The sequence below is a fragment of the Rathayibacter sp. AY1E3 genome (assembly GCF_002932235.1).
Classification (GTDB): domain Bacteria; phylum Actinomycetota; class Actinomycetes; order Actinomycetales; family Microbacteriaceae; genus Rathayibacter.
On the sequence record NZ_PSVN01000004.1, the window covers coordinates 23,821 to 44,780 of the forward strand.

The following is a 20,960-nucleotide window of genomic DNA, read 5'->3' on the forward strand; positions in this document are numbered from 1 at the left end:
ACTAGCGTGGAGGGATGACCCCGACCGCACCGTCCCCGACCGGCCTCCGACGCCGGCGGGGCGGTGCGGTCGTCGTCGTCGCGGCGCTGGTGGCACTCCTGCTGGGAGGCTCCGTCGACGGCACGCGCCTCGCCGCGGTGCCGTCCGAGCCGCAGACCGTCCGGCTGTGGACCTTCCTCCAGCCGGGCCCCGTCGCAGCCGACTTCGACCCGGGCGACCTGATCTCCGACGAGGTCTTCTTCGCCGGCGACGCGCTCGGACCGCTCACGGTGCAGGCGTTCCTCGACGCCCGCGTCCCCGACTGCGCTGGCGGGCCGGTGCCGTGCCTGCGCGACTACGCCGAGGACATCGCGGCGATCACGGCCGACGAGCAGTGCGATGCGCTGCCCGCCGGACGCGACGTCCCGGCCGCGGAGATCATCACCTCGGTCGCCGGCGCGTGCGGCGTGAATCCGGCCGTCCTCCTGGTGCTGCTGCAGAAGGAGCAGTCGCTCGTGACCGATCCGGAGCCGAGCGAGCGGCAGTTCCGCAGTGCCACGGGCTACGGCTGCCCGGACACCGCCGACTGCGACACGGACTCCTACGGCTTCGCGGCGCAGGTGTACGGAGCGGCGTGGCAGTTCCAGCGCTACCGGAATCCGGACTCGAGCTTCGACTGGTACCCGGTCGGCGCGGCCGGCGACGTCCGCTACTCCCCGGACGAGTCCTGCGGTACCGCCCCGGTGACGATCGCCAACGCGGCCACGGCGGGTCTCTACTACTACACGCCGTACCAGCCGAACGCGGCGGCGCTCGCGAACCTCTACGGCGAGGGCGACGACTGCTCGGCCTACGGGAACCGGAACTTCTGGCGCATCTTCAGCACCTGGTTCGGCGACCCCCGCGGCTGAGCCGATCGTCTCGAGCCGGCTCGGCATGACGGACGTCAGGCGGCGACGGGGGTCTTCGGGCGCAGGCGCTTCACGGAGACGCCGGCCAGCTCGCCGAGCTCGGCCATGCTCGCGGCGCCGTGCCGCCGGGCCGCGTGCACGACGATCGCGGCGCACGCCTCGGCGTCGGCCGACGCGTCGTGGTGGCGGAAGTCCTCGAAGCCCGCGGCCATGGCGACGACGGGGAGGCGGTAGGAGTCGAGCTCGTACGTCTTGCGGGCGAGCTGCAGCGAGCAGAGGTAGTCGTACTCGGGGTGCTCGAGGGAGGTCGCCGCGCAGGCTGCGCGGATGACGCCCATGTCGAAGCCGGCGTTGTGCGCGACGAACACGTCCTCGCCGGCGAAGGCCGCCAGGTCGGCGAACTGGTCGACCCAGGAGGCGGCGGCGTGCACGTCGTGCTTGCGGATGCCGTGGATCCGCGTGTTCCACTCGAGGAAGTCGTCGTACCCCAACGGCGGGCGGATGAGCCAGCCGGCGCGGTCGACGACGCGGCCGTCGCGGACCTTCACGAGCCCGACGGAGCAGGCGGAGGCTCCGTGCGAGTTGGCGGTCTCGAAGTCAATGGCGGTGAAGTCGATGGGCACGCTCCAGCCTCTCACGCACCTACGACGCCGCCGGGAGCGTCGCGCGCGCGTCGCCCCGAGCGGCCGGGAGCACCCGCCGGCCGCGGGCCGGGCGCCTCCCGTTCCTCCGCGCCCGCCCGCCCGGCCCTTCCGCCGCCACGCCGTAGGATGGATGCCCGTGGCTCTCACTATCGCAATCGTCGGTCTCCCCAACGTCGGCAAGTCGACGCTCTTCAACGCACTGACCAAGAACACGGTGCTCGCGGCGAACTACCCGTTCGCGACGATCGAGCCGAACGTGGGTGTGGTGAACCTGCCCGACTCCCGCCTCGAGGTGCTCGCCGGGATCTTCGGCTCCGAGCGCATCCTCCCGGCGCCCGTCTCCTTCGTCGACATCGCCGGCATCGTGCGCGGCGCGTCCGAGGGCGAGGGCCTGGGCAACAAGTTCCTCGCGAACATCCGCGAGGCCGACGCGATCGCGCAGGTCATCCGCGGCTTCGAGGACTCAGACGTCGTCCACGTCGACGGCAAGGTCGACGCCGCCAGCGACATGGAGACGATCAACACCGAGCTGGTCCTCGCCGATCTCCAGACCCTCGAGAAGGCCGAGGCCCGCTACGAGAAGGAGCTCAAGGGCAGGAAGATCGAGCCGATCGTGGTCGAGACCGCGAAGAAGGCGCGCGAGTTCCTCGACCAGGGCAAGCCGCTGTCGGCCTCCTCGATCGATCTGGAGCCGATCCGCGAGCTGGGCCTGCTGACCGCCAAGCCGTTCATCTACGTCTTCAACGTCGACGAGGCCGTGCTGACCGACGACGCCCGGAAGGCCGAGCTCGCGGCCCTGGTCGCGCCGGCGAAGGCGATCTTCCTCGACGCGAAGATCGAGTCCGAGCTGATCGACCTCGACGAGGCCGACGCCGCCGAGATGCTCGAGTCGACCGGCCAGACGGAGTCGGGCCTCAACCAGCTCGCGACCATCGGCTTCGACACCCTGGGCCTCCAGACGTATCTCACGGCCGGCCCGAAGGAGACGCGCGCCTGGACCATCGGGAAGGGCTGGACCGCGCCCCAGGCCGCCGGTGTCATCCACACCGACTTCCAGAAGGGCTTCATCAAGGCCGAGATCATCTCGTTCGACGACCTCGTCGAGACCGGCTCGATCGCCGAGGCCCGCGCGAAGGGCAAGGCCCGCATCGAGGGCAAGGACTACGTGATGCAGGACGGCGACGTCGTGGAGTTCCGCTTCAACGTGTAGGACGGCCGCGCTCGGCTCGAGGCGCCCGGTTCGCTCGGATCCCCGGATCCGCGAGCCGGGCGCTTCTGCGCGGAGGTGCGGGATCGCCGACCCCGGGAGTCCGACACGAAACCGGTCACATCCCCGGACGTCCGCCCCGCCCCGTCAGTTCAGCACGTCCCCGATCAGCCAGCTCGACAGCCCGACGAGGGTGCAGACGCCGACGACCACCCAGGCGACGGTCCGGCGGAGCGAGCGGGAGACCGCCTCCGAGCTGCGGGGAGTGGGACGCAGCGGCGCCGTGTACGCGGGCGGGACGGAGTAGGTCCGGGCCGGCGGGAGGAGTCGGGGGAGAGTGACCGGACGGCCGTCGACCCACTCGGCGGGCAGCTCCGCGGCCTTCGCGGCCTGCAGTGTGAGCTCGACCTTCAGCGGGGATCCGCGGAGGGAGGCGTAGGCGGCGGCGGTGAGGCCGAGGCTCGCGAGGTGGCGGAGGGTCGGGGCGAAATCCGCCGAGAGGGTCGGGGAGAGCTCGCCCACCCGCTCGCCGTCGAGACGGAGCTCGACGAGGTCGCCGGCCGGGTGCAGGGTCACCAGCAGCAGGCCGCGGCCGCTCGCCGGGACGACCGTCGAGAGGCGGGCGAAGTGCTCGTCCTCGCGCAGGACCGGCAGGCCCCGCGACCAGGGGAGGATCGAGTGGCGCTCGACGGGCGGACCGTTGAGCGGCACGAGCAGCTCGGGGGCGACGAGGGCGACGCGGAGGACGGCCCGCAGGCCCTCCTCGCCGCGCTCGACCCGGAGGCGCGCGGTCGTGACCGGGACGGCTCCGCTCGCCACGACCCGGTCGAGAGCGGCCCGGTGGGCGGAGGCGTTCGGCAGGTAGCCGAGGACGCGGCCGCCGGCCCGGACCGAGACGGCGTCGAGGCCGGTGGGGTGGTCGGGCTCGGGGATCAGGTCGACCTCGAGGGTCCGCTCGTCGATCTCGCCCTGCTCGAGCGTGCGGCCGATCAGATCGGCGATCTCCTCGATCCGCTCGGCCTCGGCGAGGGCGTCGACGCTCGGGGCGCCGTCGGCGTTCGGGAGGCGGTAGACGACGCGCTCCGTGGCGGAGGTGACGGGTGCGTCCCGCACCACCGCGTCACTGTCCTGCGCGGAGCGGCGCGCTCCGGTGAACCGCCTGCCGTCCCACCAGCGCATCTCGGCCGCATCGGCCTCGTCGCGGTACCAGCCCGCCGGCGCACCCTCGTCCATCGACACCCCGTTCCTCCGGCGAACGAGTCTACGAGGAGGGCGGGAGCGTCAGAGACCCGGGTCCGTGGCGGCGGGATCCTCGGGGGCGAGCGCGGCCGCGAGCTCTCCCGAAGCGGGGCCGCTCCACGCACCGGACTCGTGCGCCCGAGGGCCGGCGATCCACTCCAGAGCCTCGCGGACGAGCATCCGGACGTGACGCGCGTGGCCGATGGTGACGGGGGCGGGATCCTCGAGGACCTCGAGCAGGCGGTGCAGCACGGCACGGCTCTGCAGTCGTGTCATGGGCCTCACGGTAGGGGGCCGGTCGCTCGGACGGTAGTGCCGATCCGCGACAGCGCACCCGTCTAGGCTCGCCACATGACTCGTCTCGACGGTGCCGTCGTCCTCGTCCTCGGAGCCTCGGGCGGCCTCGGCCGCCTCCTGGCCGATTCGCTGGAGGCGCGCGGTGCCGTAGCGGTGCGCTCGGGGCGCGACTCCGCGGCGCTCGGCGAGGCACCCCTGGTCGCCGACCTGCGCGGGGAGGACGAGCCCCGGCGCGTGGTCGCCGAGGTGCTCGAGCGGCACGGGCGCCTCGACGGCGTCGTCGTGGCCGCGGGCGTCGTGGCCTTCGGGCCCTCCGCCGAGCTCGATCCGGCCGTTCTGGAGGAGCTCGTCGAGGTGAACGCGCTGGCGCCGATCCGGGTGCTGACCGCCGCGCTGCCGTCGCTCGTCGCGTCGGCGGGCGAGGGGCGCGAGCCGTTCGCGCTGACCATCAGCGGCGTGGTGGCGGAGGCTCCGACCGCGGGACTCGCCGCGTACTCCGCCTCGAAGGCGGCACTGCACTCCTTCGTGAAGGCCTCGGCCCGCGAGTACAAGCGGGCGGGCGTCCTCCTGCTCGACGCGCGTCCCGGCCACACCGAGACCGAGCTGTCCCGGCACCCGCTCGCGGGAGACGCGCCCCGCTTCGGCGCGGGTCTGGCGCCGCAGGACGTGGTCGACCGGCTGCTCGACGCGGTCGAGGACGGCGAGACCGACCTGCCTCCTGCGGCGTTCACCGGCTGACGCCGTCCCGAGACGAGGCGGAGCCGGTCGATCCTCGCGGGAACGCCCCGGATCGAGCACTGCAGCCTCGGCTGCGTACAGCCGCCGTGATCAGCCTGCGCATCCGGCGGCCGGGACCGCGATCGGCGCGGCAGCCCGTCCGACCGTCCTCCCCGCAGACGCGGGGATACCCGCCGTTCACCGGAGCGTTGCACGGCCGCACTAGCGTCCCTCCGTGCCCGACACCGCCGATGACGCCCTCCGTCCCACTCCCGAGCTGCTCCGCACGCTCACGCCCGCCGACGCGCGGGACCTCGTCGTGCTGGACGAGGACGACGACGATCCCGTGCTCCTGCGCCGCGACGGCACGCAGATCGACACCTGGCGCGAGGGCTACCCCTACGACGAGCGGATGTCGCGCGAGGAGTACGAGGCGGGCAAGCGCCTCCTCCAGATCGAGCTGCTGAAGCTGCAGAACTGGATCAAGAAGCACGGGCGCCGGCTCGTGGTCGTCTTCGAGGGGCGCGACGCCGCGGGCAAGGGCGGCACCATCAAGCGCTTCACCGAGCACCTCAACCCGCGCGGAGCCCGCGTGGTCGCACTCGAGAAGCCGACCGAGCGCGAGGCCGGTCAGTGGTACTTCCAGCGCTACGTCTCGCACCTGCCGGCCGCCGGCGAGATCGTCCTCTTCGACCGCTCCTGGTACAACCGGGCCGGCGTGGAGCGCGTGATGGGCTTCTGCACGCCGGCGCAGTACGACGAGTTCATCCGCCAGACGCCGCTGTTCGAGCGGATGCTCGTCGGCGACGGCATCGACCTGGTGAAGCTGTGGTTCTCGGTCTCGGCGGAGGAGCAGCGCACCCGGTTCACGATCCGCATGATCGACCCCGTGCGCCAGTGGAAGCTCTCGCCGATGGACCTCGCCTCGCTCGACAAGTGGGGCGACTACACCGCGGCCAAGGAGGCGATGATGGCGGCGACCGACACCGCCGACGCTCCCTGGACCATCGTGAAGAGCAACGACAAGAAGCGCGCCCGGCTCGAGGCCATGCGCTACGTCCTGAGCCTCTACGACTACGACGGACGCGACGAGGAGGTCGTGGGCCCGCTGGGTCCGGACCCGCTGATCGTCGGATCGGCCGCGGACGTGTACGAGCGCGGCGAGCACGCCGCGACGAGCTGATCGGGGGGACGGACATGGGGGAGTCGGGGATCGGCGCGGAGCTGCCGGGGGTGCACCTGCGCTGGCTGGCGCTCGACGAGCAGACGCTGGACGCCGAGCGGCTGCTGCCGCTGCTGAGCGACGAGGAGCGCGAGCGCTACGCCGGCACGGTCGCCGCGTCGGCGGCCGAGCGCTTCGTCTTCGGGCGGGTGCTCCTGCGGATGCTCGCGGCCGAGCTCACGGGGACGCGCGCGTCGGAGGTCCGGGTCGTCGCGTGCTGCCCGCGCTGCGGGGGCGCGCACGGCCGGCCGCGGCTGGAGGGACGCGGGAGCGCGCTCGAGCTGCTGTCGGTGAGCATCGCGCACTGCGCGGGCGCCGTCGTGGTCGCGGCGAGCAGCGCCGGTGCGGTCGGCGTCGATGTGGAGCCGACGCTGGGCACGCCCGAGCGCGGGGAGCGGATCACGCGCATCGCCGGGGCGCCCTTCGCCACGGGCGGGATGCGCCCCGCCGACCCCGTCCTGCACTGGACCCGGATCGAGGCCGCACTGAAGGCGGACGGTCGCGGGCTCGAGCTCGACCCGCGCCGGGTGCACGTGCACGAGTCGCACCACGCGGCGGAGGCGCGGATCGACGGCGTCCGCTTCCGGCTGGCCGAGCCGCAGCTGGACCCCGCGCTGCGGGTCAGCGTCGCCCTCGGGCCGATGGGGGACGCGGGCGCCGGGCCCATCATCGGCTGGCGGCGCGAGCACGGCGACGCGCTCGCGGACTCGCTGGTGTCAGCGCCGGGACGGTAGCGGCGGCAGCTCCTCGTCGAGGAGCCAGGCGTCGAGCAGGTCGTCCACGCCCTCGCCGAGGACCTCGGTGCAGAGCTCGCGGAACTCCTCGTCGGTGACGGCGGCGGAGGCGTAGCGGGACGTCCACTCCCGCAGCAGCCGGAGGAAGGGCCCGTCGCCGACGGTGAGCCGCAGCGCGTGCAGGGTGAGCGCGCCGCGCTTGTAGACGCGGTCGTCGAAGAGCGCGACCGGCCCCGGATCGGCGAGCACGAGATCCTGCGCCGCAGCCCGCAGCACCGCGTGGTGGCGGCGGGCGCAGGCGTCGGCGGTGGCGCGGCCCGACTCCTCCGACCACAGCCACTCCGCGTAGCAGGCGAACCCCTCGTTGAGCCAGATGTGGCGCCACCGGGCGATGCCCACGCTGTTGCCGAACCACTGGTGCGCGAGCTCGTGCGCGATGAGGCGCTCCGAGCCGCCGCGGCCGTCGGCGTGGTTGGCGCCGAACACCGCCATCGCCTGCGCCTCGAGCGGGATCTCCAGCTCGTCCGCCGTGACGACGACGCAGTAGCGGGCGAAGGGGTAGGGCCCGAACAGCCGCGTGAACAGGGCGAGCATGCGCTCGAGCGGAGCGAAGTCGTGCGCGACCCGAGCGGCCAGGGCGGCGGGGCTGGCGAGGGTCACCGCGACGCCGGCGAGCACGCGCTCCTCGATCGCGTAGCGGCCGATCTGCACCGAGGCGAGGTAAGCGGCGCTGGGCTCGCGCTGCTCGTAGAGCCAGGTGCGGCGGCCGGAGCGGGCGCTCGAGTCGACGAGCACCCCGTTCGCGAGCACGGCGTAGCCCTCCTCGGCGGTGACGCGCAGGCGGTACGGAGCCTTCTCGGCGACGTCGTCGTTGCAGGGGAACCAGGTGGAGGAGCCGGAGGGCTGCGAGGCGACGAGCACCCCGTCCTCCAGCTCCTCCCAGCCGAGCTCGCCCCAGTGGCTGGCGCGGGGGGCGGGGTGGCCGCTGTACTCGATCTCGACGTCGACGCTCTCGCCGGCGGCCAGCGGCTCGGCGGGGGACACCCGCAGCTTGTGCGGCGCCTGCTCGTGGCGGGCGCGGCGTCCGTCGATCCGGACGCGGGACACGCGGAGCCGGGAGAGGTCGAGGGAGAACCGCCGGAGCGGCTGCAGCGCGACGATCCGCAGCACGGCCCGGCCGGCCAGGCGGTTGGAGGCGACGCGGTAGTCGAGGTCGAGGTCGTAGGCCTCGACGCGGTAGCCGGTGTTCCCGATACCGGGGACGTAGGGGTCGCCGGCGGTCTCGAGCCCGGTCAGCGCGGGGCTCACGCGACGGGCGCGTGGTAGTCGGCGACGCGCACCTCGCGCCACGGGCCGATCGGGTTGCCGCTCCAGCGGCTGCCCGCGGGCACGAGCTCCCCCCGCATGACGAGCGAGGCCGGGCCGACCGTGCCGTGCTCGGCGATCCGCGCGGCGGGGAGGATCACGCTGTGCGGGCCCAGGGTGGCGCCGGCGTCGAGGCTCACGAGATCCATGCTCATGATTCGATCATGGAACAGGTGCGTCTGCACGACGCAGCCCCGGTTCACGGTCGCTCCGTCGCCGAGCGAGATCAGATCGGCCTCGGGGAGCCAGTAGCTCTCGCACCAGACGCCGCGTCCGATCCGGGCGCCGAGGCTCCGCAGCCACCAGACCAGCGCCGGAGTGCCCGCGGCGGCGTGGGCGAACCAGGGCGCGGCGACCATCTCGGTGAAGGCGTCGGCCAGCTCGCTCCGCCAGACGAACGAGGACCACAGCGGCTGCTCGCTCGGCTCGACCCGCTGGATCAGGATCCACTTCGCGGCGGTGGAGACGGCTGCGGCGACCGCCCCGGCGGCCAGCAGCACGACGCCTCCCACGAGCGCGGCGAGCACCGCCCCGAGCGTCTGGATCAGCGCGAGCAGTCCGGCTACCACGCCGAGGCCGATCGCGACCGAGACGACCACCGGGACGAAGCGGCCGAGTTCCCACGCGATGCGGGCCGCGCGGAGTCGGCGGGCCGGGCGGAAGGTGCGCGCCGACTCCGCCTCGACGACGGTGCGCCGCAGCCGCACGGGCGGTGAGCCCAGCCACGACGAGCCCGCCTTCGACTTGCGGGGCGCGGAGGAGAGGACGGCGACGAGTCCGCCGGCGGGCACGGTGTGGCCGGGCGCGGCCATGCCGGAGTTGCCGAGGAACGCGCGCTCGCCGATCTCGGCGCGGGCGAGCCGCATCCAGCCGCCGCCGAGCGCGTAGGAGGCGACGAGCGTGTCGTCGGCGAGGAACGCGCCGTCGCGGATGGTCGTCATCGCGGGCAGGAGCAGCACCGTCGAGGCCTCGACGTCGCGTCCGACCTTCGCGCCGAGGAGCCGCAGCCAGACCGGGGTGAACAGGCCCGAGTAGAGCGGGAAGAGCAGGACCCGCGCGGAGTCGAGCAGCCGCTCCGTCGACCAGACCTGCCAGCCGATCCGACCGCGCACAGGGTGGGTGCCCGGCTCGACGCCCCGGCCGAGCAGGCGCACCAGGACGACGACGAGGGCGGCGAGGACGACTCCGGAGACGGCGACGGCGGGCACGAGGGCGGCGAGAGCGGGCCCGAGCGCGGCGCCGAGGCCGGCCGAGCCGCGCACGGCGGCGGCCACGACGGCGAGCCCGGCCGCGAGGGCGAGGACCGGGACCGCCGCGAGGCCGACCGCGGACGCTCCGTACGCCCAGACCCAGCCCGGGCGGCGCGCCGGGCGCTCCGAGGGGAACCCGGCGTTCGCCCTGCCGAGCCGCTGGGCGGGGGATCCTCCCCAGCGCTGCCCGGCCGGCACCCGCCCGAAGACGGCCGATCCCGGCTCGATCTGCGCGTGCTTGCCGATCCGGGCGCCGGGGAGGAGCGTGCTGCGCGCGCCCACCGTGCTGCCGGCGCCGACCCGGACGGCACCGACGCGCAGGACGTCGCCGTCGATCCAGTAGCCGGAGAGGTCGACCTCGGGCTCGATCGCGGCGCCGCGCCCGAGCGTGAGCATCCCGGTCAGCGGAGGGAGGGAGTGCAGGTCGACGTCGTCGGCGATGCGGGCGCCGAGCGCGCGGGCGTAATAGGCGACCCAGGGCGCGCCCGCGAGGCTCACGGCCTTGAGCTGGAACGCGATCTGCTCCGCCAGCCAGAGCCGGAGGTGCACGCTCCCGCCGCGCGGGTGGTCTCCGGCTCGGATCCCGCGCAGCAGGGTGCGCGCGGCGAGGACGGTGAGCCCCATCCGCCCGAACGGCGTGAGGAAGAGCGCGAACGCGGGGATCAGCGCGGCGAGCGGAGCGGTGGGCAGCCAGCCGAACCCCGGCACCAGGTCGAGCACCGCGGTGGCGGTGAGGATCGCAGTGACCCAGCGGGCGCTGCCGAGCACGAGCAGCGGTGCGCCGAGGAGGGTCTGCAGCACGCGCATCCTGAGGGGGACCGGCGCGATGCGGTGAGCGGACACCTCCGCAGTGCCGGTCGAGCGGCTCTGGATCTCGGCGGCCATCGCCGCGAGACGCGGGTGGGCGTAGACGTCGGCGACCGTGAACTCGGGGTCGCGCTCGCGGATCCGCGCGACCAGCTGGGCGGCGGCGAGGGAGCCGCCGCCGAGGTCGAAGAAGTTCGCCCGCTCGTCGACCGGCACGCCGAGCACGTCGCGCCAGAGGGCGGCGAGCCACGCCTCCTCGGGGTCGAGGGAGGCGTCCTCGGTCGTGCCCACGGCGAGCGGCCAGGGGAGTGCGGCGCGGTCGACCTTGCCGGAGACGCGGGTCGGCAGCTCCTCGACCACGGCCAGCAGCGGCACGAGGGATGCGGGCAGCGCCTCACGCAGGCGGGCGAGCGCCGCGTCGCGGTCGAGCTCCCGGCCGCCGGCGAGGGCCAGGTAGCCGACGAGGACCTGGTTGCCGGCCGCCGTGGTGCGGACCGCGGCCGCCGCCCCCGAGACTCCGGGGAGCGCCTGCAGCGCCGCCTCGACCTCGCCGAGCTCGATCCGCCGACCGCCGAGCTTCACCTGGTCGTCCGCGCGCCCCTGGAAGATCAGGCCGGCGCTCTCGAAGCGCACCAGGTCGCCGGAGCGGTAGGCCCGCTCCCAGCCCAGGAGCGGTGCCGGCGCGTACTTCTCGGCGTCCTTGACCGGGTCGAGGTAGCGCGCGAGCCCGACCCCGCCGATGACCAGCTCGCCGACCTCGCCCTCGCCGATCCGCTGCCCGTCCGCGTCCACGACGGCGAGCCGCCAGCCGTCCAGCGGCAGCCCGATGCGCACCGGGGGAGGCCCGCCGAGGGGCGCGGCGCAGGCGACGACGGTGGCCTCGGTCGGCCCGTAGGTGTTCCAGACCTCGCGGCCCTCGACGGCCAGGCGCTCGCCGAGCTCCGGCGGGCACGCCTCGCCGCCGAAGATCAGCAGGCGGACGTTCTCGAGCGACTCCGCGGGCCAGAGCGCCGCGAGGGTCGGCACGGTCGAGACCACGGTGATGCCGTGCGTGGTCAGCCAGGGGCCGAGGTCCATGCCGCTGCGGACCAGCGAGCGGGGAGCGGGGACGAGGCAGGCGCCGTGCCGCCAGGCGAGCCACATCTCCTCGCAGGACGCGTCGAACGCGACCGAGAGACCGGCCAGCACCCGGTCCCCGGGGCCGAGCGGCTCCGCCTGGAGGAACAGGCGCGCCTCGGCGTCGACGAAGGCGGCGGCGGAGCGGTGGCTGACCGCCACTCCCTTGGGGGTTCCGGTGGAGCCGGAGGTGAAGATGATCCAGGCGTCGTCCTCGAGCGAGGGCGGCTGCAGCAGCGGGATCGACGCCGTGCTCGGGTGCGGCGCGCTCGCGGTGAACAGGCGGGCGGCCGGCTCGTCGGCGCCGGTGCGCTCGAAGCGGCCGGAGCCGGTGATCACGCCGCGGACGGCGGCCTCGCCGAAGACGAGGCGCGCCCGCTCCTCGGGGTCGTCCGCGTCCACCGGGACGTACGCGGCTCCCGCGGCGAGGACGGCCAGGATCGCGAGGTAGAGCTCGCGGGAGCCGCTGGGCATGCGGATCCCGACGCGGTCGCCGCGTCGGACCCCTGCGGTGGTGAGCTCGCCCGCGAGCTGCACCGTGCGGGCCAGCAGCTCCCGGTAGCTGAGCGCTCCGGCCGGGTCCTCCAGCGCGGAGGCGTCCGGGTGGCGCTCCGCGGTGTCGCGGAGGACGTCGACCAGCGTGCGGGGAGGAGGGGTGGCCGCTCCGGCGTCGAGCACGTCCTGGGGGCCGGCCGTCTCGGTCACGTCTCGTCTCCGTCCCGGCCGCGCGATCGGGAGCGCGGCGGCCGGGGCGACACCGTAGGGAGGCGGGGTGACGCGGAGGTGAACAGGCGGGGTCGGCCCGCCCGGCTCAGTGCGCCATCGGGAGCGGCGCGTCCGACTCCGCCGGGCGGCGGACGAAGAACGCGGCCACGATCGCGACCGTCGCGATCGACGCGCCCCACAGGAACGCGGAGTGGATGCCCCCGGCGTAGGAGGCGACCTCGTCGGCTCCGCCCTGCGCGAGCTCCGCCGACCGGATCGAGAGGACGGTGACGAACAGCGCCGTGCCCGCCGCGCCGCCCAGCTGCTGCACGGTGCCGATGATCGCGCTGCCGTGCGAGTAGAGCGAGGGGCGCACCGAGCCGAGGCCGGCGGTGAACAGCGGCGTGAAGACGAAGGCGAGGCCCAGGCTGAGGGTGACGTGCAGCGAGAGGACGAACCAGGGCGACGAGTCCGCCGCGAGCAGGGTGTACCCCCACAGCGCGCCGGCGACGACGATCGAGCCGGGCACGAGCAGCACGCGCGGGCCGAAGCGGTCGTAGCCGCGGCCGACGAACGGCGCGAGCAGGCCCATCAGCAGGCCGCCGGGGAGCAGGAGCAGCCCGGTCTCCAGCGGAGTGAGGCCCAGCACGTTCTGCGTGTAGAGGGGCAGCAGGATCAGGGTGCCGAAGAGCGCCGACATGCTGACCGCCATCATCGCGATGACGATGGTGAAGTTCGCGGAGGAGAAGGTCCGGAGGTCCAGCAGGGCCCGGTCGGTGCGCTGCAGCAGCAGCTGGCGCGCGATGAAGCCCGCGAGGCCGAGACCCGCGACGACGAACGGGATCCACGGCGCGACGACCGCGGCTCCGCCCTCGCCGAGGCTCGACAGGCCGTAGACGAGGCCGCCGAAGCCGAAGACCGAGAGGACGACCGAGAGCGAGTCGATCGGGATGGAGCGGGGCTCGGTGACGTTCTCGACCTTGCGCAGGCCCAGGAGCAGCGCGCCGATCGCGATCGGCAGCACGATCCAGAACATCCAGCGCCAGCCGAGGAAGTTGAGGATGACGCCCGAGATCGTCGGTCCGACGGCCGGAGCCACCGAGATGACGATCGAGATGTTGCCCATCATCCGGCCGCGGATCGCCGGGGGCACCAGCGTCATCACGGTCGTCATCAGCAGCGGCATCATGATGGCCGTGCCGCCGGCCTGCACCACGCGGGCCGCCAGGAGGACCGCGAAGGTCGGGGCGAGCGCGGCGGTGAGGGTGCCGAGGCTGAAGAGGATCATCGCGGCGGCGAAGAGCGTGCGGGTGTGCAGCCGCTGGATCAGGTAGCCCGTGATCGGGATGACGACGGCCATCGTGAGCATGAAGGCGGTCGAGAGCCACTGGCCCACGTGCGCCTCGACGTCGAAGTCGCGCATGAGGTCGGGCAGTGCCACGCTCATGATCGTCTCGTTGAGGATCACGACGAACGCCGACACCAGCAGGAGGCTGATGACCAGGCGGCTGCGCGGCTCGAGGGTAGTGGCGGCGGCGGGTGCGGCGGGCCGCGCGGCGGGCAGGGTGCTGCGCTCGGTCACAGGTGTTCTCCGGTCGTGAGGGGGATCGGTGTGAGGGGCGCATCGACGGCTCGACTCGCGGGCGCGGATGCGGGGTACGGAGGGAGAACAGCGGCGCACTCCCTGGACATTCCCGATCGACGGGGATCCGCTGCGAGAGGTCTCAGGCGAGGACCGCGGCGAGCGCGGAGGACGCGGCCTCGGCCTCCTCGAGCGTGGCGCCCTCGCCGAAGCTGAACCGCACGGCGGTCCGGGCGACGTCGGAATCGAGGCCGAGGGCCAGCAGCGCGGGCGAGGGCTCGTCGCGCCCGGCGGCGCACGCCGAGCCGCTCGAGACGACGACGCCGCGCTCCTCCAGCTCGAGGAGCGTCGACTCGCCGCTGCGCCCGGGGACGGCGTACGCGGCTATCGAGGGGAGCCGGTGCGCCGCGGAGCCCAGCGGCACGGCCCGGGGAGCCAGGGCCGCGACCCGCTCGGCGAACGCGTCGCGGACCGCTCCGACCCGCGCCGCGCGGTCCGGATCGAGCAGGCGCACCGCGGTGCCGAGCGCGACCGCGAAGGCCACGTTCTCGGTGCCCGAGCGCCGCTCCCGCTCCTGGCCGCCGCCGTGCAGCAGGGGCTCGAACGGGAGCCGGCTGCGCAGCAGCAGCGCCCCCACGCCCTTCGGCGCCCCGAGCTTGTGCCCCGAGACCGAGACCGCGTCGGCGCCCCAGCCCGCGACGTCCAGCCAGCCGGCGGCCTGGACGGCGTCCACGTGCAGCGGCACGCCCCGCGATCGGCAGAGTGCCGCGATCGCCGGCACGTCCTGCACCGTCCCGATCTCGTTGCTCGCCGCGAGCACCGAGACCAGCGCGGTGTCCGGCCGGACCAGCGCGGCGAGCGCGTCGAGGTCGAGCAGGCCGGTCGCGTCGACGGGGGCCGTCGACACCTCGAAGCCGTGCAGGCGCCGGAGGTGGTCGGCCGACTCGACAGTAGCCTCGTGCTCGAGCGCCGAGATCACCAGGTGCCGTCCGCGCGGCGACCCCAGCGCGAGGCCCTTGACCGCCGTGTTGATCGACTCCGTGCCGCCGGAGGTGAAGAGCGTCTCGGAGGCGCGGCCGCCGAGGAAGCGGGCCACGTGAGCGCGCGCCGTCTCCAGCGCGCGCGCCGCGGCGTCGCCGAGCGAGTGGCTGCTCGACGGGTTGCCGTACTCGGCGGTGAGGAACGGCCACATGGCCTCCAGCACCTCGCGGCGCACGGGCGAGGTCGCGGCGTGGTCGAGGTAGATCACTCGACCGCGATGTCCAGGCCGAGGTCGAGCGAGCGGACGCTGTGGGTGAGCGCGCCGACGGAGATCACGTCGACCCCCGCCTCCGCGATCGCGCGCACGGTCGAGAGGTCGACGCCGCCGCTCGCCTCGACCACGGCCCGCCCTCCGATGAGGGCGACGCCCTGGCGGAGCAGTTCGGGGGTGAAGTTGTCGAGCATGATCGTGTCCGCGCCTCCCGCCAGCGCGGGCTCGATCTGGTCGAGCCGGTCGACCTCGACCTCGAGGTGCGCCGTGTGCGGGATCGAGGCGCGCGCCGCCCGCAGGGCCGCGGTCAGGTCGATCCCGCGCGCGGCGAGCACCGCGAGGTGGTTGTCCTTCGCCAGCACCGCGTCCGAGAGCGAGAAGCGGTGGTTGCGGCCGCCGCCGCTGCGGACGGCGTGCCTCTCGAGCGCGCGCAGACCCGGCGTGGTCTTGCGGGTGTCGACGATGCGGGCGCGCGTCCCCTCCACCGCAGCGACGTACTGCGCCGTCAGGGTGGCGATGCCGCTCATCCGCTGCACGAGGTTGAGCGCGACGCGCTCGCCGCGGAGCACGCCGCCCGCGGGGCCCTCGATGCGGGCGAGGGTCTGCCCGGCCTCGAAGACCGCGCCGTCCTCCACGAGCACCGAGCAGCGGATCCGGGAGTCGACCTGCCGCATCGTGCCGACGAGGACGGCGCCGCCGCTGAAGACGCCGGGCTCGCGGGCCACGAGGGCGGCGCTCGCGGTGGCGTCCGCGGGGAGGAGGGTGTCGGAGGTCAGGTCGCCCCAGGGCGCGTCCTCCTCGAGGGCGAGGGTGACGACGCGGTCGATGCTCTGGCGGGTCAGCACGGAAGGGCCGCCTCTCTGGTGGGGGCGGCGGCGCTCGCCGTCGCGGGGTCGGGGGAGTCGGTGCGGTGGTGGGCGCCGACGGAGTGCGTGCGCGCGAGCGCGGCGTCGATCAGAGCGAGGGCGCAGGTCAGCAGGTTCGCGTCCTCGAGCGTCCTCAGTCCGAGCGGAGCGGGCGAGGCGGAGGCGACGAGCGCGTCGCGCGCCGCTGTGAGCCCCGCCGCGTCCCGGGAGAGGCCGGCTCCCGCCCACATCGCGTCCTGGAGAGCGGTGCGGTCGAGCGTCATCGGGACGACGGCGCGGGGAGGGGCGACCGGGCCGCCGCTCCAGGAGAGGGAGTCGAGGGCGAGCGCCGCGCGGCGCGCGAACACGACGCCCTCGAGCAGGCTGTTGGAGGCGAGGCGGTTCGCGCCGTGGACGCCGGTGCGGGCGACCTCGCCCACTGCGAGCAGCCCGGGGAGGCTGGTGCGCCCGTCCAGGTCGGTCGCGATCCCGCCCATCCAGTAGTGCGCGGCCGGAGTCACGGGCAGCAGGTCGTCGGCGAGCGAGAGCCCGTTCTCGCGGCAGGCCGCCGAGATCGTCGGGAACCTCTTCGCCAGCACCTCGGGGTCGATCGCCCGGGCGTCCAGGTGCACGGGCAGTCCGCCCTGCAGCCGCATCCGCTCCGCGATCGCGCGCGCCACGACGTCGCGCGGCGCCAGCTCGGCCTCGGGGTGCACCCCGGCCAGGAACCGCTCGCCCGCGGCGTCGCGCAGCACCGCGCCCTCGCCGCGCACCGCCTCCGAGACGAGGAAGCCGCCCGGCAGCGCGAGCGTGGTCGGGTGGAACTGGTAGAACTCCAGGTCCGCCGTCTCCGCTCCCGCCCGCAGGGCGGCGGCGAGCCCGTCCCCGGTCGCGACGGACGGATTGGTGGTGTGCCGGTAGAGCTGCCCGGCGCCTCCGGTGGCCAGCACGACCGCGTCGGCCGCCAGGCGCTCGAGCACGCCGTCGTGCAGGACGTCGGCGCCCGTGACCGAGCCGCCCTCCCGCACCAGGTCGACCAGGGCGGCGTGCTCGCGCACCTCGACGGACGAGGCCCGCACCGCCGCCACGAGCGCGGCCTCGATCGCGGCGCCCGTCGCGTCGCCGCCGACGTGCAGGATCCGCGGACGCGAGTGGGCGCCCTCGAGTCCCCGCGCCAGCTCGCCGCCCTCGCGGTCGAAGCCGACGCCCCACTCCTGCAGCACCGCGACCGCCTCCGGCCCCTCGGCGCAGAGCACCTCGACCGCCGAGCGCACGGCGAGGCCCGCACCGGCGGTGAGCGTGTCCTCCACGTGCAGCGCCACGGAGTCGCCCGGCGCCGTGACCGCGGCGATCCCGCCCTGCGCGGCGCGCGTCGACGACTCCGCCAGCGCGCCCTTGGTGACGAGCAGCACCTCGTGGCGGTGCTGCGCCGTCAGCGCGGCGACCAGCCCGGCGATGCCGCTGCCGACGACGACGACCCGCGCCATGTCAGACCGCCGCCGGCCCGGCGGGCGGAACGGCCGCGAGCATCCGCTCGAGGGCGATGCGCGCCTCGGCCTGCACCGACTCCGCGACCTCGATCCGGTTGAGCACCGTCCCCGCGACCAGTCCCTCGAGCACCCAGGCGAGGTAGCCGGGGTGGATGCGGTACATGGTCGAGCAGGGGCAGACCACGTCGTCGAGGCAGAAGATCGTGTGCTGCGGGTACTGGACGGCGAGGCGCTGCACCAGGTTGATCTCGGTGCCGATCGCGAAGGTCGATCCCGCGGGTGCCGCCTGGATCGCCTTCACGATGTAGTCGGTCGAGCCGTACTCGTCGGCCGCGTCGACGACCGCCATCGGGCACTCCGGGTGCACGATCACGCGCACGCCCGGGTGCTCGGCGCGCGCCTTCGCGATCTGGGCCGTCGTGAAGCGCTTGTGCACCGAGCAGAAGCCGTGCCAGAGGATCACCTGCGCGTCCAGGAGCGTCGCGGTGTCGGAGCCGCCCTGCGGCTTCCGCGGGTTCCACATCGGCATCCGCTCCAGCGGCACGCCCATCGCCTTGGCGGTGTTGCGGCCGAGGTGCTGGTCGGGGAAGAACAGCACCCGCTGTCCGCGCGCGAACGCGTCCTCGAGCACGGTCGCCGCGTTCGAGGAGGTGCAGACCACGCCTCCGTTGCGGCCGCAGAACGCCTTCAGCGCGGCGGAGGAGTTCATGTACGTGACCGGGACGAGCGGCACGCGGCCGTCGGCGTCCGGCTCGGTGCCGTAGAGCTCGGTGAGCTCGGCCCAGGCGTCCTCGACGGAGTCGATGTCGGCCATGTCCGCCATCGAGCAGCCGGCCGCCAGGTTCGGGAGGATCACGGCCTGCTCCGGTCCGGAGAGGATGTCGGCCGTCTCCGCCATGAAGTGCACGCCGCAGAAGACGATCGCCTCGGCGTCGGGCCGGCTCGTCGCCGCCTTCGCCAGCTGGAACGAGTCGCCCACGTAGTCGGCGTACTGCACCACCTCGTCCCGCTGGTAGAAGTGCCCGAGCACGACGACCCGCTCGCCGAGCGTCTCCTTCGCCGCGAGGATGCGGTGGTGCAGCTCGTCGGCGCTCGCCGTCGTGTACTCCTCCGGCAGACGTCCCTGGACCGGGGCGTCGGCCGGGATCGGGTCGGCCTGGGAGGCGCCGGGCCCGTAGGCGGGCAGGCCGAGGTCGAACGACCAGGGGGCCTCCGCGAGCTCGGGCGCGCAGGTGGCGCCGGGCGCGGAGCCGCCCTCGATGAGCCGGATGGTGCTGTCGACGGATGTCACGGTGTTCTCCTCGTGAGGCGGGTGGGGGAGTCGGGCGGCGCGCTCAGACGGGCAGCGGGCCGTTGTCGACGAGCGCCGCCGACTCGTCGTAGCGGTAGAGGCGCGGGGGACGGTGGCGGGTGCCCGTCAGGCGCTCCCCGGTGGGCACCACGGTGCCGGAGCTCTCGATCGTCCGGCGGAAGTTGGCCGGGTCGAGGGGCTTCTGCAGGACGGCCTCGTGGACCTCCCGCAGTTGGGACAGGGTGAAGGCGCCGCCGAGGAAGGCCTGCGCGATGCGGGAGTACTCCATCTTGTTGCGCAGGCGCCAGAGGGCGTAGTCGACGATCAGTCCGTGGTCGAAGGCGAGCTCGAGCGGCAGATCGGTGCAGAGCCAGGCGACGTTCTCTCCCACGATGGCCTCGTCGGCCTCGGCGGAGCGCACGAGCGCCCAGTAGACGATCGACACGACGCGGTCCTCGCCGGGGGAGCGGTCGGTGCCGCCGACGGCGTAGAGCTGCTCGAGGTAGCGCGGAGCCAGGCCCGTGGTCTCGCGGAGAGTGCGGCGGGCCGACTCGGCGAGGTCCTCGTCCGGATGCAGCGGTCCGCCGGGCAGTGCCCAGAGTCCCTCGAACGGCTCGCGGATGCGCCGGACGACGGGGATCCAGACGGTGCTCGCTCCGGTCTCCGGGTGCGGCCGCAGGGCGAAGATCACCGTCGACACGGCGAGCTGCACGTCCGACATCCGGTGCCCCCTACTAAGAGTCGCACCGACTGTAAGTGCTGAGATAACCTTAGTGTCACGAACACCTGAACACCTAGCGGAAGAGGCGACACGCCGCGCAGGGTCCGCCCTCACCGCTAGGCTGACCGCACAACCGAATACCGGGCCGCAATACGCGACGCGGGAGAGCCGACTCCGGTCGGCACCGAAGGAGCAAGCCTCCCCGCCAATCTCTCAGGTCTTGTACCGCGTCGAACTGGCCACTCTGGAAAGCGATCCGCTCGGATCCGCCCATGGTGAAAGCGCTCGACCCCTCGGGGCGGCGCGAATCTCTCAGGCTCCACGACAGAGGGGGAGTTCCCACGGCACTGCTGTGCTCTGCCGCGAACGCGGCGCGAGTCCAGCACTGCGACGAAATGGAGAACTCATGTCCGAGACCCCGACGACCAGCCCCGAAGCCCGCTACTCGCCCCTGCACGAGGTGCACGTCGCCGCCGGCGCGTCCTTCACCGACTTCGCCGGGTGGCAGATGCCGGTCCGCTACTCCGGCGATCTCGCCGAGCACCACGCCGTGCGCACCGCCGCCGGCCTCTTCGACCTCTCGCACATGGCCGAGATCCTCGTCGTCGGCCCCGAGGCGGTCGACGCCCTCGACTACGCGCTGGCGAGCGACATCTCGGCCGTCGCCGCCGGCCGCGCGAAGTACGCCCTTCTCCTGGAGCGCACGGGCGGCGTGATCGACGACCTCGTCGTCTACCGCACGGGCGAGGACCGCTTCATGGTCGTCGCGAACGCGGCCAACCGGCACATCGTCGTCGAGACGCTCCGCGACCGCACCGCGATGTTCGAGTGCGAGCTGTTCGACGAGAGCGACGACGTCGCCCTCATCGCGCTGCAGGGCCCGCGCTCGCTCGAGATCCTGCAGAACGTCCAGGGCCTCGCCGTCGAGACCGAGCGGGGAGCGGAGTCGGTGCTCGACACGGACGACGCCGCCCGCCTGCTCGCGGAGCTGCGCTACTACCGCGCCGTGCCCGCGACCTTCGAGGCGCACCCGATCCTGATCGCGCGCACCGGGTACACGGGCGAGGACGGCTTCGAGATCTACGTCTCGCCCGACTCCGCTCCCGCGCTCTGGCAGGCTCTCGCCGAGACCGGCGCCGGAGCGGGCCTCGTCCCCGCCGGCCTCGCCGCCCGCGACACCCTCCGCCTCGAGGCGGGCATGCCGCTCTACGGCCACGAACTCTCCCGCGACGTCTTCCCCGCACAGGCCGGCCTCGGCCGCGTCGTCGCCTTCGGGAAGCCGATCGACTTCGTCGGCCGCGCGGCCAGCGAGGAGGGTCCCTCCGGAGACGCTCCCGTGCTCGTCGGGCTCGTCGGCGAGGGCCGCCGCGCCGCCCGTGCCGACTACACCGTCCTCTCCGGCGACGACGAGGTCGGAGTGGTCACCAGCGGCGTCCTCTCGCCGACCCTGGGCGTCCCGATCGCGATGGCCTACGTCGCCCCCGCCTCCGCGCAGCCCGGGACGGCGCTCGCCGTCGACATCCGCGGCACGCGCCTCCCGATGACCGTCACCGAGCTCCCCTTCTACTCGAGAAAGAAGAACTGAC

General features: G+C 74.0%; 17 protein-coding genes and 1 riboswitch. Of the genes, 6 read left to right on the forward strand and 11 right to left on the reverse strand.

From position 1 onward, the window contains the following. Positions 1-14: 14 nt before the first annotated feature. Positions 15-890, forward strand: a complete 876-nt coding sequence (locus tag C5C53_RS04440) for a hemagglutinin (RefSeq protein ID WP_104266931.1) — start codon at positions 15-17, stop codon at positions 888-890. Positions 891-925: 35 nt separating this feature from the next. Here the strand turns inward: C5C53_RS04440 and C5C53_RS04445 are convergent, their stop codons facing one another. Next, positions 926-1,513: an exonuclease domain-containing protein gene (locus C5C53_RS04445; RefSeq protein ID WP_104266932.1), complete on the reverse strand. Its 588-nt coding sequence runs from the start codon at positions 1,511-1,513 to the stop codon at positions 926-928. 157 nt (positions 1,514-1,670) lie between these two features. Between C5C53_RS04445 and ychF the strand changes: the two genes are divergently transcribed. Further along, on the forward strand, positions 1,671-2,744 hold the full coding sequence (ychF, locus tag C5C53_RS04450; RefSeq protein ID WP_104222958.1) for a redox-regulated ATPase YchF: 1,074 nt from the start codon (positions 1,671-1,673) through the stop codon (positions 2,742-2,744). 144 nt (positions 2,745-2,888) lie between these two features. Here ychF and C5C53_RS04455 read toward each other — a convergent pair whose 3' ends face one another. Then, a complete protein-coding gene (locus C5C53_RS04455; protein ID WP_104266933.1) occupies positions 2,889-3,974 on the reverse strand; it encodes a DUF2510 domain-containing protein in 1,086 nt (361 codons plus the stop codon). 48 nt (positions 3,975-4,022) lie between these two features. Then, the gene (locus C5C53_RS04460; protein WP_104325343.1) at positions 4,023-4,256 is read right to left on the reverse strand and encodes a hypothetical protein; all 234 of its coding nucleotides are present in this window, start codon (positions 4,254-4,256) and stop codon (positions 4,023-4,025) included. A gap of 75 nt (positions 4,257-4,331) precedes the next feature. On the opposite strand from C5C53_RS04460, the gene C5C53_RS04465 reads away from it, so the two are divergent. The 3 genes from C5C53_RS04465 to C5C53_RS04475 all read left to right on the forward strand — a co-directional run bounded on the left by C5C53_RS04465 (position 4,332) and on the right by C5C53_RS04475 (position 6,950). After that, the gene (locus C5C53_RS04465) at positions 4,332-5,015 is read left to right on the forward strand and encodes an SDR family oxidoreductase (RefSeq protein ID WP_104246619.1); all 684 of its coding nucleotides are present in this window, start codon (positions 4,332-4,334) and stop codon (positions 5,013-5,015) included. 301 nt (positions 5,016-5,316) lie between these two features. Then, complete coding sequence (ppk2, locus tag C5C53_RS04470; RefSeq protein ID WP_244229668.1) at positions 5,317-6,177, forward strand: polyphosphate kinase 2; 861 nt, start codon at positions 5,317-5,319, stop codon at positions 6,175-6,177. Positions 6,178-6,191: 14 nt separating this feature from the next. After that, the gene (locus C5C53_RS04475; protein WP_104262476.1) at positions 6,192-6,950 is read left to right on the forward strand and encodes a 4'-phosphopantetheinyl transferase superfamily protein; all 759 of its coding nucleotides are present in this window, start codon (positions 6,192-6,194) and stop codon (positions 6,948-6,950) included. Here the strand turns inward: C5C53_RS04475 and C5C53_RS04480 are convergent. The 8 genes from C5C53_RS04480 to C5C53_RS04515 form a co-directional block, all read right to left on the reverse strand. Beyond that, positions 6,933-8,258: a M1 family metallopeptidase gene (locus C5C53_RS04480; RefSeq protein WP_258068979.1), complete on the reverse strand. Its 1,326-nt coding sequence runs from the start codon at positions 8,256-8,258 to the stop codon at positions 6,933-6,935. The two genes, C5C53_RS04475 and C5C53_RS04480, sit on opposite strands and share 18 nt — an antisense overlap. Then, positions 8,255-12,193, reverse strand: coding sequence for a Pls/PosA family non-ribosomal peptide synthetase (locus C5C53_RS04485; protein ID WP_181127710.1), 3,939 nt, complete (start codon positions 12,191-12,193; stop codon positions 8,255-8,257). The genes C5C53_RS04480 and C5C53_RS04485 overlap by 4 nt, the downstream gene beginning before the upstream one ends. A 106-nt stretch (positions 12,194-12,299) precedes the next feature. After that, positions 12,300-13,775, reverse strand: a complete 1,476-nt coding sequence (locus C5C53_RS04490) for a DHA2 family efflux MFS transporter permease subunit (protein WP_104222964.1) — start codon at positions 13,773-13,775, stop codon at positions 12,300-12,302. Between the two features lie 142 nt (positions 13,776-13,917). Continuing rightward, positions 13,918-15,024, reverse strand: a complete 1,107-nt coding sequence (locus tag C5C53_RS04495; RefSeq protein WP_104266934.1) for a cysteine desulfurase family protein — start codon at positions 15,022-15,024, stop codon at positions 13,918-13,920. Further along, a complete protein-coding gene (nadC, locus tag C5C53_RS04500) occupies positions 15,021-15,872 on the reverse strand; it encodes a carboxylating nicotinate-nucleotide diphosphorylase (RefSeq protein WP_104266935.1) in 852 nt (283 codons plus the stop codon). Before nadC ends, C5C53_RS04495 begins: the two co-directional genes overlap by 4 nt. Next, positions 15,866-17,359 carry an L-aspartate oxidase gene (gene nadB, locus C5C53_RS04505; protein WP_104266936.1) on the reverse strand — a complete coding sequence of 498 codons (1,494 nt, stop codon included), beginning with the start codon at positions 17,357-17,359 and terminating at the stop codon, positions 15,866-15,868. Before nadB ends, nadC begins: the two co-directional genes overlap by 7 nt. 1 nt (position 17,360) lies before the next feature. Continuing rightward, positions 17,361-18,653, reverse strand: coding sequence for a quinolinate synthase NadA (gene nadA, locus C5C53_RS04510; RefSeq protein ID WP_104222968.1), 1,293 nt, complete (start codon positions 18,651-18,653; stop codon positions 17,361-17,363). Between the two features lie 43 nt (positions 18,654-18,696). Further along, positions 18,697-19,374 (reverse strand): NUDIX domain-containing protein, encoded by a 678-nt coding sequence (locus C5C53_RS04515; protein ID WP_104266937.1) that lies wholly within the window; start codon positions 19,372-19,374, stop codon positions 18,697-18,699. Positions 19,375-19,524: 150 nt separating this feature from the next. Beyond that, positions 19,525-19,612: riboswitch (glycine riboswitch) on the forward strand. Positions 19,613-19,780: 168 nt separating this feature from the next. Between C5C53_RS04515 and gcvT the strand changes: the two genes are divergently transcribed. Next, positions 19,781-20,959, forward strand: a complete 1,179-nt coding sequence (gene gcvT / locus C5C53_RS04520; protein ID WP_104266938.1) for a glycine cleavage system aminomethyltransferase GcvT — start codon at positions 19,781-19,783, stop codon at positions 20,957-20,959. Position 20,960: the final 1 nt, after the last annotated feature.

Coding starts and splice junctions, on each gene's coding strand:
- C5C53_RS04515 (WP_104266937.1), bottom strand. CDS start 19,374: ATGTCGGACGTGCAGCTCGCCGTGTCGACGGTGATCTTCGCCCTGCGG.
- C5C53_RS04440 (WP_104266931.1), top strand. CDS start 15: ATGACCCCGACCGCACCGTCCCCGACCGGCCTCCGACGCCGGCGGGGC.
- gcvT (WP_104266938.1), top strand. CDS start 19,781: ATGTCCGAGACCCCGACGACCAGCCCCGAAGCCCGCTACTCGCCCCTG.
- C5C53_RS04455 (WP_104266933.1), bottom strand. CDS start 3,974: ATGGACGAGGGTGCGCCGGCGGGCTGGTACCGCGACGAGGCCGATGCG.
- C5C53_RS04465 (WP_104246619.1), top strand. CDS start 4,332: ATGACTCGTCTCGACGGTGCCGTCGTCCTCGTCCTCGGAGCCTCGGGC.
- C5C53_RS04475 (WP_104262476.1), top strand. CDS start 6,192: ATGGGGGAGTCGGGGATCGGCGCGGAGCTGCCGGGGGTGCACCTGCGC.
- C5C53_RS04460 (WP_104325343.1), bottom strand. CDS start 4,256: ATGACACGACTGCAGAGCCGTGCCGTGCTGCACCGCCTGCTCGAGGTC.
- nadB (WP_104266936.1), bottom strand. CDS start 17,359: ATGGCGCGGGTCGTCGTCGTCGGCAGCGGCATCGCCGGGCTGGTCGCC.